At 36.8% G+C, this 15752-nt stretch carries 20 protein-coding genes; 9 read left to right on the forward strand and 11 right to left on the reverse strand.

Annotated features, from left to right (window positions below; genetic code table 11):
• Positions 1-24: 24 nt before the first annotated feature.
• From AC1M9K_RS00195 to AC1M9K_RS00210, 4 genes are read right to left on the reverse strand one after another with little or no spacing between them, the layout of a single operon-like run.
• Positions 25-768 carry an SDR family oxidoreductase gene (locus AC1M9K_RS00195; protein ID WP_180027839.1) on the reverse strand — a complete coding sequence of 248 codons (744 nt, stop codon included), beginning with the start codon at positions 766-768 and terminating at the stop codon, positions 25-27.
• Between the two features lie 31 nt (positions 769-799).
• Positions 800-1498 (reverse strand): histidine phosphatase family protein, encoded by a 699-nt coding sequence (locus AC1M9K_RS00200; RefSeq protein ID WP_035267788.1) that lies wholly within the window; start codon positions 1496-1498, stop codon positions 800-802.
• Positions 1495-2616, reverse strand: coding sequence for a phosphotransferase family protein (locus AC1M9K_RS00205; RefSeq protein ID WP_180027838.1), 1122 nt, complete (start codon positions 2614-2616; stop codon positions 1495-1497). Before AC1M9K_RS00205 ends, AC1M9K_RS00200 begins: the two co-directional genes overlap by 4 nt.
• A 27-nt stretch (positions 2617-2643) precedes the next feature.
• Positions 2644-3885, reverse strand: coding sequence for an acyl-CoA dehydrogenase family protein (locus AC1M9K_RS00210; RefSeq protein ID WP_481588127.1), 1242 nt, complete (start codon positions 3883-3885; stop codon positions 2644-2646).
• A gap of 89 nt (positions 3886-3974) precedes the next feature.
• Here AC1M9K_RS00210 and AC1M9K_RS00215 point away from each other — a divergent pair, with 89 nt between their 5' ends.
• From AC1M9K_RS00215 to AC1M9K_RS00230, 4 genes are all read left to right on the forward strand, one after another.
• Positions 3975-4889: a LysR family transcriptional regulator gene (locus AC1M9K_RS00215; protein WP_481588128.1), complete on the forward strand. Its 915-nt coding sequence runs from the start codon at positions 3975-3977 to the stop codon at positions 4887-4889.
• Between the two features lie 106 nt (positions 4890-4995).
• Positions 4996-5550, forward strand: a complete 555-nt coding sequence (locus AC1M9K_RS00220; RefSeq protein WP_481588129.1) for a thermonuclease family protein — start codon at positions 4996-4998, stop codon at positions 5548-5550.
• Between the two features lie 100 nt (positions 5551-5650).
• Positions 5651-6100 (forward strand): MarR family winged helix-turn-helix transcriptional regulator, encoded by a 450-nt coding sequence (locus AC1M9K_RS00225; RefSeq protein WP_481588130.1) that lies wholly within the window; start codon positions 5651-5653, stop codon positions 6098-6100.
• Entirely contained in the window at positions 6097-7305 is a 1209-nt protein-coding gene (locus AC1M9K_RS00230) for an MFS transporter (RefSeq protein WP_481588131.1), read from the forward strand. The genes AC1M9K_RS00225 and AC1M9K_RS00230 overlap by 4 nt, the downstream gene beginning before the upstream one ends.
• A gap of 49 nt (positions 7306-7354) precedes the next feature.
• Here AC1M9K_RS00230 and AC1M9K_RS00235 read toward each other — a convergent pair whose 3' ends face one another.
• From AC1M9K_RS00235 to AC1M9K_RS00255, 5 genes are all read right to left on the reverse strand, one after another.
• On the reverse strand, positions 7355-7957 hold the full coding sequence (locus AC1M9K_RS00235) for a nitroreductase family protein (RefSeq protein WP_481588132.1): 603 nt from the start codon (positions 7955-7957) through the stop codon (positions 7355-7357).
• 244 nt (positions 7958-8201) lie between these two features.
• Positions 8202-8693 (reverse strand): hypothetical protein, encoded by a 492-nt coding sequence (locus tag AC1M9K_RS00240; RefSeq protein WP_035267803.1) that lies wholly within the window; start codon positions 8691-8693, stop codon positions 8202-8204.
• 142 nt (positions 8694-8835) lie between these two features.
• On the reverse strand, positions 8836-9774 hold the full coding sequence (locus AC1M9K_RS00245; RefSeq protein ID WP_155756974.1) for a DUF4760 domain-containing protein: 939 nt from the start codon (positions 9772-9774) through the stop codon (positions 8836-8838).
• 240 nt (positions 9775-10014) lie between these two features.
• Complete coding sequence (gene fumC, locus AC1M9K_RS00250; RefSeq protein WP_035267804.1) at positions 10015-11409, reverse strand: class II fumarate hydratase; 1395 nt, start codon at positions 11407-11409, stop codon at positions 10015-10017.
• Between the two features lie 110 nt (positions 11410-11519).
• Positions 11520-12521: an NAD-dependent epimerase/dehydratase family protein gene (locus AC1M9K_RS00255; RefSeq protein WP_481588133.1), complete on the reverse strand. Its 1002-nt coding sequence runs from the start codon at positions 12519-12521 to the stop codon at positions 11520-11522.
• Positions 12522-12592: 71 nt separating this feature from the next.
• Here AC1M9K_RS00255 and tusD point away from each other — a divergent pair, with 71 nt between their 5' ends.
• Genes tusD through AC1M9K_RS00275 form a run of 4 tightly spaced genes read left to right on the forward strand, consistent with a single transcriptional unit; the run spans position 12593 to position 14012 of the window.
• Positions 12593-12961, forward strand: coding sequence for a sulfurtransferase complex subunit TusD (gene tusD / locus AC1M9K_RS00260; RefSeq protein WP_035267807.1), 369 nt, complete (start codon positions 12593-12595; stop codon positions 12959-12961).
• 44 nt (positions 12962-13005) lie between these two features.
• Entirely contained in the window at positions 13006-13356 is a 351-nt protein-coding gene (locus AC1M9K_RS00265; RefSeq protein ID WP_179998005.1) for a hypothetical protein, read from the forward strand.
• Positions 13357-13361: 5 nt separating this feature from the next.
• Positions 13362-13661, forward strand: coding sequence for a DsrH/TusB family sulfur metabolism protein (locus tag AC1M9K_RS00270; protein ID WP_035267811.1), 300 nt, complete (start codon positions 13362-13364; stop codon positions 13659-13661).
• A gap of 27 nt (positions 13662-13688) precedes the next feature.
• The gene (locus tag AC1M9K_RS00275) at positions 13689-14012 is read left to right on the forward strand and encodes a TusE/DsrC/DsvC family sulfur relay protein (RefSeq protein WP_035267814.1); all 324 of its coding nucleotides are present in this window, start codon (positions 13689-13691) and stop codon (positions 14010-14012) included.
• 247 nt (positions 14013-14259) lie between these two features.
• On the opposite strand, the gene AC1M9K_RS00280 is transcribed toward AC1M9K_RS00275, so the two are convergent.
• Together AC1M9K_RS00280 and AC1M9K_RS00285 are read right to left on the reverse strand one after the other, a co-directional pair.
• A complete protein-coding gene (locus tag AC1M9K_RS00280; protein WP_051586583.1) occupies positions 14260-14631 on the reverse strand; it encodes a hypothetical protein in 372 nt (123 codons plus the stop codon).
• The gene (locus AC1M9K_RS00285; protein WP_035267817.1) at positions 14631-14981 is read right to left on the reverse strand and encodes an immunity protein Imm33 domain-containing protein; all 351 of its coding nucleotides are present in this window, start codon (positions 14979-14981) and stop codon (positions 14631-14633) included. Before AC1M9K_RS00285 ends, AC1M9K_RS00280 begins: the two co-directional genes overlap by 1 nt.
• 152 nt (positions 14982-15133) lie before the next feature.
• On the opposite strand from AC1M9K_RS00285, the gene AC1M9K_RS00290 reads away from it, so the two are divergent.
• A complete protein-coding gene (locus AC1M9K_RS00290) occupies positions 15134-15751 on the forward strand; it encodes a LexA family protein (protein WP_257219868.1) in 618 nt (205 codons plus the stop codon).
• The last annotated feature ends 1 nt before the right edge of the window (position 15752 follow it).

Raw genomic sequence — 15752 nt, forward strand, 5'->3', positions numbered from 1 at the left:
ATGTGGGATTTATAAGACGTTATTTTAACTCAGCTTATTGACGAGCTGAAGCGGTAAAACCTTCATTGCAAAACCCAATGGCAACCATGGCCACTTTGGAACATATGCTTTGACTGGTTGCTTTTCGATTGCTTCAGCTAATAGTCGTGATCCTGTGGCTTGATCGACCTCAAAAGGTAATTTTCCAGCACCTTCATTAATTTCAGTTCGAATGTAACCAGGATAAATCGTTGAAACTTTAATTGGTGTTCCAAGAAGTTCAGCTCGAATCCCTTCGGCTAAATGCGCAATTCCCGCTTTACTGGCAGCATAAGCTGTAAGATGTTTTGGCATACCACGCAAAGCACTCATCGACGAAATTACAACTAAATGTCCTGAATTTTGAGATCTAAAAATTTCGACCGCTGCTTCACATTGTGCCATCGCAGAAATAAAATTAGTTTCAACTGTTGCTTTATTAATCGCAAAATTACCTTTACCGATACGACGTCCTTCGCCCACACCAGCATTGACTATCACTCGATCGATAGTGCCTAGCTCATCTTTAAACTCTTTAAATACACGGAAGACTTGCTCATCATCCGTGACATCCAATGCCTTCGCACTTACTTTTACCTGATAGCGTTGTTCTATTTCATCTTTTAAAGCATACAACCTTTCTAAACGACGTGCACAGATCGCTAGGTTATATCCTTTTTTTGCAAACTCTTGTGCCATCCCAGCACCGATACCTGAGCTTGCACCTGTAATTAATATAGTTTTGTTCATTCCATTTTCTCTCTATGGCATATAGCCTTGATCAAATCCAAGTGAGCAAATCACGATCTTGTTCTTTTAAATAATGATGTTCATTTAAACTGAGTAATTGTGGTTCTGTACCAACCAATCTTAAGGTGGTAAAACTGGTATTGGTGATTGCCCAGTTCAATGCAAAAGTTTTGTCTGCACTTAAACCAAGTAAATGCCCTGCAACAACAGATATAACACCACCAGACGTATAAACTACGGCATAGCGAGGTTTTTCTGTTTCAAGTTGTATACATAGTTTGTTCAAGCCTTGAAGTACTCTTTGCTGAAATTGAGGCCAGCTTTCATCATAATCATGATGATGATCACCCTTGGTCCAACGTTGAATTGCACCTTCAAAAATTTTTCCTAAATATGCACGAGGATCTACCGCTTGACCAACATCTTTTTTAAGTAATGCAGGATCTGCAAAACGTGGTTCATATTTTGCAAACACTTGTTGATGATTGAACTCGTTCCAATGTGGATCGATATCAATATGACTGTCAGGAAAACACTCATTCAAAGAGATATCCGCCGTCTGCTGATGACGTTTCATCGAGCCAGCTAATACATAGGGCTGCTCTTGTATTAACTTTTGAAAATATTGCCCCAACACACGTGCTTGAACTTCACCTTTCTGAGAAAGCTGATCATAACTTTCAGCACCAAATGAAGCTTGACCATGTCTGACCAAATATATTGTCGTCATCTTGGCAGAATATCCTGTAATTTTGCGAGATAAGTTTTTGCAATTTCATTCGCTTCAAGCTTTTGTATACCTATGAGTTTTAAAGCACGAATATGTAATGCATGAATCACAATCCAAAAATCCTTAAATGCAGGATTATCCGTTTGTTTATGGTAATAACGATAATAAATTTGTTGTGCTATGACCGCTAATCTAAAGATCCCAAAAACTTCATAGAACGTCCAGTTAGATGGCTTTAGTCCTGTTTTTTCTAGGTAATAATCCACAACTTCTTTACGTGTAAACATGCCTTTAAGATGTGTAGGTTGTCGACGTGTCGATTTAAAGATCATATTGTCGTTTTCTTCAACCCAATATGCTAAGGCTGATCCTAAATCCATAAGTGGATCACCAATTGTCGCCATTTCCCAATCCAACACCCCGATGACCTCAGTAGGCTGTTGAGGATTCAAAATGACATTATCAAAACGCCAATCGTTGTGAATAATACAGTTGGTTGAATCCTCAGGAATATTGTCTTTAAGCCAATTTCGTACAAACTTAAAGGTCGGCACATTGATGGTATGGGCTTTGTCGTAGCGACTGTCCCAACCTTCGACCTGACGACGGCAGTAACCCTCACCTTTTCCAATTTGCTCAAGTGCTGTTCCTTGATAAGGAACTTGGTGCAATTCAATCAATTTGTCTAAAACATTTATACAAAGCTGATGCACATCAAATTCAGTGAGTTTTAGTTCTGGTGGAAGCTTTGCCCTTGGTATAATTCCCTCGATTCGCTGCATCACATAAAAATCGCATCCGAGTACAGATTCATCCTGACATAATGCCAGCATTTTGGGCACGACTGGATATAGATCTTTTAAAGCTTTCTGAACATTATGTTCTCGAACCATATCATGAGCAGATTTGGCTTTGGTTCCTGCGGGTGGTCTTCTTAATATCAGATCTGCATTGCTATATTTTAGCCGGTATGTCCAGTTTGAAGCTCCACCAGAATATTGTGTAACTTCTACAGGCTCAATCACTTCCACACCATTTTGATTTAACCAGTTTGTGACTGAAACGATATCGAGCTCTTCACCACGTCTGACTTGCCCTGCTGTATCTATAACTGACATATTTCTTCCTTAAATCGAGTGCTCATCTTATTGAGAATGACGAGTTGAAAAACCATGTTTCGCAAGTTCCAATTTTGCAATCATGCCTTTATGCACCTCATCTGGCCCATCTGCCAAACGTAATGCACGCGCTTGTGCAAAAAAACCTGTCAATGGCGTATCTCTAGATAGACCTGCACCGCCGTGAATTTGCATTGCCATATCGACAACTTTTTCCAAAACACTAGGTGCAACGACTTTAATTGCAGAGATTTCAGTGAGTGCAGCCATATTGCCCAGTTTATCCATTTTATATGCCGCATATAAGGTCAAAAGACGTGCTTGATCGATGGCAACACGCGCTTCCGCGACTCTTTCCAAATTACCACCAAGTTTCAAAATTTCCTTACCGAATGCTTTTCTTTGCATTCCACGATCAATCATTAATTCCAATGATTTCTCAGCAGCACCGATACAACGCATGCAATGATGAATACGTCCTGGACCAAGTCGCCCCTGTGCAATCTCAAACCCTTGACCTGCTCCACCAATAAAATGAGTGACTGGAACACGAACATTATTAAAGGTTACTTCTCCATGACCGTGTGGCGCATCATAATCACCAAATACAGGTAACATTCTTTCAATTTTTACGCCCTCAGTTTCAACTGGAACTAAAACCATTGAATGTTGTTGATGTCGACCTTTATTTGCATCTGGTGTATGTGCCATAAATATAATGATTTTTGCATTAGGATCGCCTAAACCCGAAGACCACCATTTGCGTCCATTTAAAACAATTTCGTCTCCCTCAATTACAGCAGTGGCTTGCATGTTCGTCGCATCTGAAGAAGCAACTTCTGGTTCAGTCATGCAAAATACGGATCGAATTTTTCCGTCTAAGAGAGGTTTTAACCATTGCTCTTTTTGTTGTTCTGAGCCATAGCGCCAAATTAACTCCATATTACCGCTATCTGGCGCATTACAATTGAAAACCGTAGGAGCCAATAAACTACGGCCAGTTAACTCAGCAATGTGTGCATATTCTTGAACTGTTAAACCTTGACCAAATTCTGGGTCTGGTAAAAAAAGATTCCACAAATTTTGCGATTTAGCTTTTTGTTTGAGTACTTCAAGTTCTGCTGGCCACATCCATGATGTCCAATCATCACTTGAATTTAATTGATGAGCTTTATGCCAAAATTCTTGTTCTATAGGCTCTATTTCGTCTTGAATAAAGCGTTGTGCTAAATCATAAAAGTGTTTAGCTTTTTCCGTTAATTGAAACATTAATCCCTCGAACTATATTCTCTTCACGCTTTACATCAACATAGCTTGAAACCTACTATGAATGAAATGATTTATTTAAATATTACTTTATGAATAGAATTCATCAGGAGTCTGTGGATCTGAGCGCTTTTTCACACATTGATATCAATCTATATCCATTATTTATTGCGATATACGAACATCAAAGTATCAGTAAAGCCGCAAATTTGATGTGTATTACACAATCTGCAGCCAGTCACGCTTTACAGCGATTGAGATTACAATTGAAAGATGATCTTTTTATCCGAAGTGGTATAAAGATGGTTGCGACACCCTTTTCACATCAAATTTATCCACGAATAAAAGAAACATTAATCGCAATTCAGCATATCTCGACTCATCATATATCTTTTGATCCACTGACGATTCAATCTATTCGTATAGCAATTCATGATGAAATTGAGCCTTTAATTTTTCCGCAGTTAATCCGTCATTTTCGTGATTTAGGACTAGCGACACGGTTTCAAAGTATCAAATTAGATCGAACTAATTGGGCAAAAGATTTATTGTCACAGCAACTTGATTTAGTGGTCGATCTTCAACAGAAAGTTGATGAGAAAATTTATTTTAACCCTTTAGTGAATGATCGCTTTGTCATATGTGGTTTGACAACCATCGAAAATTTAGAACAATACAAACATGCCCAACATATTGGTGTTTCATCAAGGCATTCTGGTGTGCTTATTGAAGATTTACATTTTAAAAAGTTGAATATTCAACGTGATATTTTTTTACGCTGTCAACACTATTCAACAGCACTACAAATTTTGAAGGAGTATCCTGACACATTGCTAACCTTACCTTTTAGTATTTTAAAAAATTTGAAATTACCTCAAGATTTAAAAATTTCTGAACTTCCTGTTGAATTTCCTTTAATGAAAATGGGAATTTATTGGAATTCACAATTAGCATCACATCAAAAGTTTGAATATTTAATTTCAGAAATTAATAAAATTTTTGCTTAGGCTATTTAGTTGAAAATCTGTGTGAACACCATCTGTTCAATATTGAATCAAACACTCACTTCGAGTTGATTTATCATATTAATGCTTGTTTTCTCTTGTATTTTCTATGTTTGATCAACTCCCTGCATCATGGCTCATTGGGCTTGGTGCAATTTTATGCTTGTTACTTCTTATTATCTTCAGACAAATATGGATTTATCTTCTTCAAGTATTTAAACCTTTTAAAAAAGGAAAAACTTATTGGTGCCGTGTTACAGCGGTGAGTGATGGTGACACCCTCTCCTGCCATCGTTTGAATTTGAGACGTTCTAAAACTAAATTACGCTTTGCTTTTGTAGATGCGCCTGAATCTAATCAAAGTTACGGGCTTGAATCCCAACGCTTAGTTAAGAAAATGGTTCAAGGTAAAATTGTTCGTGTAAAAATCACGGATATTGATCGTTATGGACGTTGCGTGGGTGTGGTCTACCGCTATCGCAAGCATATGAATGAAGAATTAGTGAGGCGTGGTGGTGCGTGGGTTTACGAAGAATATATACGTGATCCAAAGCAATTAAAATATATGATCTCGCTACAAGATAGTGCAAAACGCAATAAACGTGGTCTCTGGCGCGGGACCCGTCCTATTCGACCAAGTACTTTTAGAAAACAAAAAAACTAATATTTTCAGTACCCTGATTATCAATAAGTGCATTACGCTTGATTCGTCTAATTATTGAGCGTAAATTCAAGCCAACAAACTAGTTAGCTTGGTTAACTATATGCAAAACTCTCCCAAATTCCGTGTCGTTTTGCTGCGAAGTGCGCGACTCTTTAGTGACCGTTTAAATGATATCTTGGCTCAATACCAACTGAACTATTCAATGTGGCAGTTGATTTATCATATCTATGATCATGACTCCATCACTTCAATTGATTTGGCTCATGAACTCAATGTTTCTAAACCATCAATTGCAAAACGCATTAATACTTTACATAAATTAGATGTTATTCAGTTTTTAGAATCATTTGATAAACGCCAAAAATTAATTCAATTAACCGAAAAAGGTAGAGATCTTTATCAAATTTGTACAATTCAGATTGATCAATTTGAACAACAGTTTTTGAATCAAGTAAATCCTGAAGACATTGCTCAAAGTGCTGGGACACTTCAACTGTTTTTGTCTATTTTAGAGCGTGATAAAAGCTTAAATATCGTGGAGGAGTTATGAGTACTTCCTCAAATCAAGTTAATCAGCCTCTTTGGACACGTAACTTTATTTTGGTCAGTTTAATTAACTTTCAATTGGTACTGACTTTTTATCTTCTCGTCATTGTCATTGTGGGATTTTCGATAGCAGAACTTGGAGCGACGACGGCGCAGGCTGGTTTAGTATCAGGACTTTTTATTGTGGGTACACTGATTGGTCGTTTATTGGTGGCTAAGTTCCTCGTTAAATTCGGTTCTAAAGTCACCATGCTGGTCGGACTCACTGGATTTCTCATATTTTCAGGCTTTTATTTTCTCCATTTAGAGGTTGGAGCTTTATTAATCGTTCGATTCTTGCATGGCTTTATGATGGGGGTTGCCTCCACCGTATTTGGCACAATTATCGCTCAAATTATTCCAGCTACTCGTCGTGGTGAAGGTATAGGTTACTACAGTATGAGTAGTACTTTAGGAACTGCAATTGGACCATTTTTGGCAATCTGGCTAATGCTTCATGTCAGTTACAACATTATTTTTGCCCTATCTTCAATCCTTGCAGTTTTATGTTTAATTACAGCTTTATTTATTCAAGTTCCTCAATTGCAACAGGTTTCGTCTATACCTGATCAGGCCTATACTCAAAATAGTTTTCTATCTCAATATATTGAAAAGAGCGCCTTACCCATTGCTCTGATCATGTTGGTAAGCTCCCTCTTTTACTCTGGTGTTCTATCGTTTATTAATTTTTATGCCAAAGAAATTGATCTGGTTGAAGCAGCATCATTTTTCTTTCTCATTTATGCGTTGACGATTCTGCTCTCTCGTCCTATTACGGGACCACTGATGGATAAAAAAGGCGAAAATATAATTATGTATCCTGCCTTTCTCATTATGGCACTTGCATTCTTCTTGTTGAGCCAAGCTAACAGTTCGGGTCTTTTGTTGATTTGCGCAGGATTATTAGGTTTAGGATACGGTAATATCCAATCAATTTGCCAAACAATAGCAGTAAAAAGTACTAGTTTGGAACGGATGGGATTTGCAACCTCAACTTACTTTATCTTTTTAGATGCAGGTTTAGGATTCGGTCCTTATTTCTTAGGTTTAGCTTTAGATTTGATCAGTTACCAACAACTCTATTTATATAGTGCTATTGGTACTATATTTTGCATTGTCTTATATTATGTATTACATGGGAAAAACGTTCGAAATACAAAAATTGCTTAGGCTATTTATAGGTTTAAAAAAAGCACTCCGATGAGTGCTTTTCCATATTTTATTTAAACACTTTAAAACGTGTAGCGTCGTCAATATAGCCTTTATCGAAAGCTTCAGCTTCCTTAGATCCAAATACCAATTGTGCGCGTAGTTTCCACGAAGCTGGTATAGCCCATTCAGTTTGGACTTGATCATCTACAATCGGATTATAATGTTGAAGGTTTGCACCTAAACCTTCTGTATGCAAAGCTGTCCAAACCGCAAACTGTGCCATTGCTGTTGAATGTTCCGCCCAAATTGGAAAGTTTTCCGCATACGAAGGATATTTCTCTTGTAAGTCAGTGATCGTATCCATTTCTTCGAAAAATAATACAGTGCCTATGCCTGCAGCAAAGCTATCCATTTTTGCAGAAGTTTTTGCTGCACTCGCCTCGTCCTTTGCATATGACTTTAGCTTCTCTTTCACAAAGCCCCAAAATTTTTCATGTTCAGCGTTAAATAAAATTACAGCGCGCGAAGATTGAGAGTTAAAAGATGATGGGCTTTGTTTAATCGCATGCTGAATAAGATCTGTTAAGTACTCAGGAGATTGTTCAACTGCTTTTCCTAAAGCATAAATCGTACGGCGTTTTTGAATTAAAACTAAAAATTGATTCGACATTTTCTGAAATCCTTTGGTATTTCCTCGGGGAAATACGATACTATGACCTTTAATTCATTAGAAATACTTAACCAAAGATTAAATATTCAACAAATCAAATATGTTGTAGTGTTACATTAAGCATTTATCAGACCAACATCTATCCATTTTGAACCCTAATTCGAAGATTTGATTTTATTCGTATTTTTTTACCCAATAGTAAAAAGCCCTCCATGATAGAGGGCTTTTCTTGGTATATGTAAGCTTAAAATTTAGCTTCAAGAACCTGAGCCGATACTTGGTTTTTCCATAGGGAGCGTAAGGTTGGCAAATAGAATTTTTCACCTAACTCCACTAATTCAGCATCAATCGCCGTATGGACTTCATGCATGAACAAATAGTCTAAATCTACCGTACTGAGCTTAGGTTGTTCTTTAGAAAACTTCGCTCTTTTTTGTTGAGCAGTTTTTACTAGCTGATCTGCAAATTCACGATTTTTGAATTGTGTAATAGCATTCAGACGCAGTTCAATCACACCCCAACCTGTCAGTAGCAGTTTGAAGGTTTCAAAATCTTTTGTTGTTGATTCCCATGTCATGTCTTCTAGATTTTCATCTTTAGGTAGAACAGGAAGTAGTAATTCCATAATACTTGGGAAGATTTTTTTAAAGTTAAGAATAAATTTAACAGGATGTTCACCTGGATAATCTTGAAATTGAACATTTTTTTGAACATCTGTTAAATATATATCGAGCATTGAAAATTTCCGTAGATTGGCTGTCTTAAGTCTAAGATAAGAACTTTGATACAACAGCAATTAAAAGCAATGCGTATTTTAACAATTGTGACGAGTTAATCAATCTCATAATAATTACATGACTATGTGATGAAGTTTTTACTTATTTTTTTAATGTTTTGCAGTTATCGCATAATAAATCTTCCTCTGTTGAATATTTCGTTAATTTCTCTATTAATCTCATGATAGCTATCATTATTAGCCACCCTGAGCCCGTTAAAATTGTTAATGTAATGTTCCGAAGATTATTAAATTTATGTTTCTTTCTATTCTGAACTTCATCATCAATACCTTGCTTACAATTGATACATTCTGGTTTTTTGTTCTCTTCCCACCTTTTATGCAAAATTTCGAGTTGATTGTAAATTTTAGGACTATCAATCTCTCTTAAATATTCAATTACAGGTTGGAAGAGATTGTAATTAGCTTTAAGTATTGATTTGAAACTACTTTTTATTAAGTCTTCATCTAAGTTGTTATGTCTGATTCCAATTGCTACAAATTCCAAAAAATTTAATAAATATGTTACAGCCGATTTTTCCTCATCTTCCAATGAATTAAATTTTTCTCTAGTCAATTGCACTTTATCTTTCGACTCTACGTTTTGATCCTTCCCCAAATTCCTTCTTATTTTGGTTGCAATATCAACCTTAGCAATATACGCAGTAGAATTCCTACTATTCATCAATACTTGTACTGAATGACTTCTTATAGTGTTTATAATTTGCACCCTTGAAGTAAAAATCCAACCAAAAACGGCAGCTATAGCTGCTAAAACCGTAACTAATGCTGTCGTTTTAAACTGCCCATCTGTATTTTCTATATCAAAATTTAGAAATTTATAATCTTCAAAAAAACTTTTCCAAATTAATATTTCTACAAACGTGATACCTAATAAAATTAAGATGAGAAGGAGTTGATTACTACTTCTAATCTTAATAAAGAAATTATCTCTACGATAAATATAAAAATAAGCAATTACAGTGACATATGGAATAATCAAAAGATAAGTATAAAAGTAATTCAATTTTATTTTACTCAAAAATAAAGCACCCTAATGGATGCTTTATTACACAAATTTAAATGAGTCTCAACCTAATCCATAGCCTTCTTCAAGGATTAGACGAGCTTTATAATTATTCATGATTGTCTCCTTTATAAAAGCCTTAAGTGACGTATGAAAGGTCGTTATATAAATAGTATTCTGAAATGAATAATTGGTCAATATATTAAAGACAGTTGCTTGTCAATATATGTTATCAACATTCAAATCATATCAAAATCACTTCACATTAGGTGAAACCATATTCTCAGGTACAACGACTTCATCAAACTGCTCAGCTGTGACTAAATTCAGCTCTACAGCAACTTGTTTCAGAGTCTTTCCTTCCTTGTAGGCAGTTTTCGCAACCTTAGCCGCGTTTTCATAACCAATCACAGGATTCAATGCAGTAACTAACATCAACGAGTTATGCAAGAAATAATCGATCTTATCTTGGTTTGGCTCAATCCCCACAGCACAATGCTCATTAAAGCTATTACATGCATCACCTAGCAGTTGAATTGATTGCAGTAAATTATAAGCAATAACCGGCATAAAAACATTTAGTTCAAAATTACCTGAAGCACCAGCGATATTAATTGTCGTGTCATTACCCAAAACCTGCGCAACAACCATCGTCATAGCTTCACTTTGAGTAGGATTCACCTTACCTGGCATAATACTCGAACCTGGTTCATTTTCAGGAATACGAATCTCCCCAAAACCACAACGAGGACCACTCGCTAACCAACGAATATCATTGGCAATCTTATTTAAACTCGCAGCAAGTGTTTTCAGTGCGCCAGAAGCAAATACTGCAGCATCACGCCCTGCTAGTGCTTCAAACTTATTTGGTGCAGTCACAAAAGGTAAACCCGTAAGCTCAGCCAATTTTTTTGCTGCATTTATAGCATAATCAGGATGAGCATTTAGACCTGTACCGACAGCTGTACCACCTAATGGCAATTCATATAACCCTTCTAAAGCTTGCTCTAGACGCTTTAATCCATGATCGAGTTGGGATACGTAACCACTGAATTCCTGGCCTAAAGTTAACGGCGTTGCATCTTGTAAATGTGTACGCCCAATCTTAACGATATTTGAAAATTCTTGAGACTTCTGATGTAAAGTTTCACGTAAAGCTTGAACTGCTGGAATCAGTAACTCATTGATCTGTAAACTAGCAGCGACATGAATCGCTGTTGGAAACGAATCATTTGTAGATTGAGCTCGATTAACATGATCATTTGGATGAACGGGTTTCTGTGCTCCAAGCGGATTACCCAGTTTTTGATTCGCAATATTTGCAATGACTTCATTACAGTTCATATTACTTTGAGTACCAGAACCTGTTTGCCATACCACTAATGGAAATTGACTGTCCCATTGCCCCGTAATCACTTCTTCTGCAGCACCCACAATATAATTCGCCAATTCAGCAGGAATCTGATTTAACTCAGCATTAGTAAGTGCAGCCGCTTTTTTGACCAGCCCCATACCACGGATCATCGCACGAGGAAGTCGCTCACCACCAATTTTGAAATTTTGCAAACTGCGCTGGGTTTGAGCCCCCCACATCGCATCACTTGGTACTTCTACATCACCCATCGTGTCGTGTTCTATACGTGTTTGCATATCAGCCTCAAATATTTCGCTATTTCTTGGAAGAATCATGTTTGATTCGGATTCATCCACCGTTGATTTGATGCTAATCAAAAAAACCATAAATGTAAATGATTATCATTTTAATTATTAAAGGTGCTTTGATAGTATCGCCATTGATCTTCAATCATTTGTTCTAGTGATCGATGTGCTTTCCATTTCAATAATTCAAATGCTTTTAAACTATTCGAACCAATTTGATCTAATTCTTGGAAAACATAATCAGTTTCCTCAATTCGAATTTTTGTTTCAGTCACTTTTTCTACCGTATTAATCAAGTTTTGAATTGAAGTTGGCTGACCTGCGATATCAAATGCTTCGCACGTTGATCTTTGATTAAATAACCACTTTAAAGTTGCAATGACTGCCTCGCACACATCAATGACATGCACAAAACTTCGTTCAACCGTTTGATCTTTTGTCTTGGCATTCTTTTGTAATTGAATGGAATCGCGCTGCATGGCTGCGATTTGTAACACCAAAGGCAAAATATTTTTAGGTAAAGGGGCAACCACTTCACCCAAAACTCCATGTTCAAAAGCACCAGCTACATTTGCTAGTCTCAGGATCGCAATACTCCATTCTTCGTCCGTTTTAGAGGTATCACGGATGATCTCTTCGATCATTTGCTGGGATTTAATATAAGGGTTTGGATTGGCAAAATTGAGAGGATGTTCTTCATTTAAATTCAAACTCGAAGTGCCATAAACCGCCATACTTGAAAGATGCAATAATGTTCGTACACCAGTTCGTTGCATTGCACGCATCAGACTCATAATGCAACTGACATTATCATTATAATATTCAAGCGGTTTTAAGCGAGACTCCTCTAAAGACTTAAATCCTGCAGTATGTATAACAGCACGGATTGAGTACTGCTCAAAAACTTTATTCAGAGCAGGCGTATTTCTAACATCTAGCTTTACAAAAGGTACATACATCCCAGAAATGTATTCAAGACGTTCAAGCGTTTGTAAATTCGCATTGGCAAGATTATCTACAATGACGACTTCTTGACCATGTGCCAATAAGCTTAAAACAACGTGTGAACCTATAAAGCCTAATCCACCTGTCACTAAAATCATTGTATACTACCTTTTTGTTTAAAAGCCTGAACAAGCTATTTTCAGTTTGATCACCCTATGCGAAGTTTTAAATGAGTACGTTATTACTAATTACCTCGGCACCTAGCTCAATCCATGCTTGGCATGCATTAGGACTCGCACAATCATTGCAAGCGAAAGGCGAAATTTTTCGAGTTTTCTTTTATCAAGACGGCGTTCAAGTTGCAAACAACTTACAGTGGTCGCCAGATGATCAAAGAAGTCTCACACAAGAGTGGCAAAAATTAAATATCAAACTTCCTGTTTGCGTAAGTGCTGCCCTAGCACGTGGAATCACTGATGCTGAAAATGCTCAACGCCATCACATTGAGTCCCATAATCTGGCTGAAGGTTTTCAGCTGGTAGGACTCGGTGAATTGGCAGATGCTGTCTCATCTTCAGCACGTCTAGTTCAATTCTAAATTATTCATTTTTCATTGATTGTTGCAATTGAAAGGTAAATTGTGTGAAATCTGTACTGGTTATATTAACCCAATCAAATCTCAACTCGCTACAAGTTCATGAGAGCCTTTCTGCAACCATGGTTTTAGCAACTTTTGGCGCTGAAGTAAAAGTTTTATTGCAAGGCGCAGCCTTAAGTTTACTCCGCTCCGAATTAAGCTTCGAACCCATTAAGCATGCGTTTAAACTGGCTTCTAACCTCGTCGATAGCTTTGAGTTTTACGATCTAAGCCCTATTTTGATTGAATCCAATCAACAAGATAATCCCTTTGTTCAACATACTACGCATGAAATTAAATTTATTGAATTCAATAAAGAGTTAATTCAAAGCTTTGACCATGTGCTGTATTGGTAACTCATATGACCGATAAAACGCTTTATTTAATACAATCTCAATTTGCAAATACTGAACATTGTATTCAACAGGTTCAAAAAACACTGGATACTAATGATGCTTTAGTGCTTATGGGGGATGCGGTGTTGGCATTGTTTACACCATCTGTACTTACGATTCAAAACAAGGTCTACGTTTTAGATCGAGATGCTGAGTTATTACCTTCGCATCTATTGAACGGCGAGTATTTTCAAATTGAAGTGATTGATTACACTACTTTTGCAGATATCATTCTGGGCTTTACACGCTGTATTAGCCTTAAATAAAACAAATTTATTGACTTAGGTTTTACCATGACCACTGAATTATCCCTTGAACTCGATCAAGATGGTCATTTAGTTGACTATACCATTTGGAATGAAAATGTAGCGCAAGTACTCGCGAATACGCTCGAGCTTGAGCTAACAGCTTGGCATTTCGAAGTATTGCATGCGGTGCGTCAGTTCTACGCTCAATTTGGTCATTCTCCTGCAACTCGTCCCTTAATCAAATTTTTAATGAAACACGTCAGCGCTGACATTGATAATGCAGTATTGCAAGAAAAGTTTAAAACAGGTCTAGTTGCTCGCCATCTAAGTCGATTAGCCGGAATACCAAAGCCTGCCAATTGTCTGTAAACCAAAACTACTTTTTGATTTACATAGCATATCGAGTCAGTTCGTAGCTTTAAAAAATGAATTAATCAGTGAAATAGACATTAAAAAACCCGCTATGCAGCGGGTTTAGACATCACCTAGACTAATGATGGTTAAGATGTCGCGTGTCAATCAGGGAAATTGGAATACGTCAACTCAACGCAAAAAATTATAATAAAGTTCGAGTTATCAATTCAGTCCAAATTCATATCAATATCTGACAAATTTGCTAGTTTGCGCTACACCAATCATCAATTGTCATGCCCGATTGTTGAAAACTCGTAGATTGCTGATTTAAATAAAATTGCGCAATACGTTTCATTACATGTGCTTGTTCAACTTGAATGAACTGGTCTGCTAAACCAACAATGTTTTGATAGGCCTTTAACCTTCCGCATAAAGCAAGTTGTTGCTCCATCGCTGTGGCTGTACTGTGTTCATCATCTAAAATCTGCTTGGTTTGTTCGATCAGCTGCATTTCATGATCTAGTTTTTGCTGATACACCATCTGTTGTGCATCAATCAAATCATTCGCTACAACCTGTTGTGATACAAAAAAACTTAAACCTACAAAAATCAACCTCACCCATAACATGCGCATTAGATTCCTAAATCAGGCTCAGCTTTCCAAACATCCTCATAATCATCTCGATCAATCATAAAACGGAAACCTGTTTCCAATGCAAGAAATGGAATGGCATCGGGTAAAATTTCTTCAAGCTCTTTCACCGTCATCGTCTCAAAAAAATCTTCGCCCTCGCCTAATTCACCGCCATAAATAAACCATGCCACTTTCTCACCAGGTTCAGGCTTATTACGCAAACCGACGATTGGCTCTTGATCTAAAGTATGCTTAGCCACAGCAACAACATCATCTTCATTCACTTTGATGTAAGCAGAATCAAACTCCTCACAGACTAATTTTTGCTCTTCAATAAAATCTTGCAACATGGATGATTCCATTTTCATCATAAATTCAGACCTAATTTTAAGCATAGTGTCGTATAAGCACAATCAATCCGACGAAACAATCTGTTTTTACAATGTTTTTTTTGCTATCTTGATTTTGTTACATATTCAAGATTAAATGGGGGGAATTTCATATGAGCAGCAATTCAAATATTTCAGCAACAAATACCGCTTCTCTACATGGTGGTAAACGTGCCAATGCAGGTCGAAAATCACAGTTTTCAGAAAAAACAGTAGTAATGCGTGTTCCTGAATCAAAAGTGATTCAAATTAAAGAATGGTTAAAAATACGACCTGAAGATGATTTCAATCAACAAATTGAAATTTCACCAATCCAATTTAGAACACGTTTAAAAATCGCCTATCCTATTGAATCTGTGGCAGCAGGCTTCCCTTCCCCAGCACAAGATTATGTAGAAGGACATATTGATCTAAATGAATACTTGGTTCACAACGTAGCATCTACTTTTATACTACGCGTAAATTCGTTATCAATGAAAAATGCAGGGATTGAAGTTGGTGATCAAATCTTGATTGACCGGAGTTTGAATGCAGAACATGGTGATATCGTCTTGGCGCTGATTAATAATGAATTCACAGTAAAAAGATTAATGTTAGAAAAACAAAATGATGGAACGATCCTTTTATGGTTAAAAGCAGAGAATCCAGACTACCCTGACATCTATCCTCGTAGCGAAGAACAAATCATGGTCTGGGGTGTAGTGACTTGTATTTTAAAAAAACTGAAATAAA

This window comes from Acinetobacter sp. 24-47-67 (assembly GCF_056779735.1).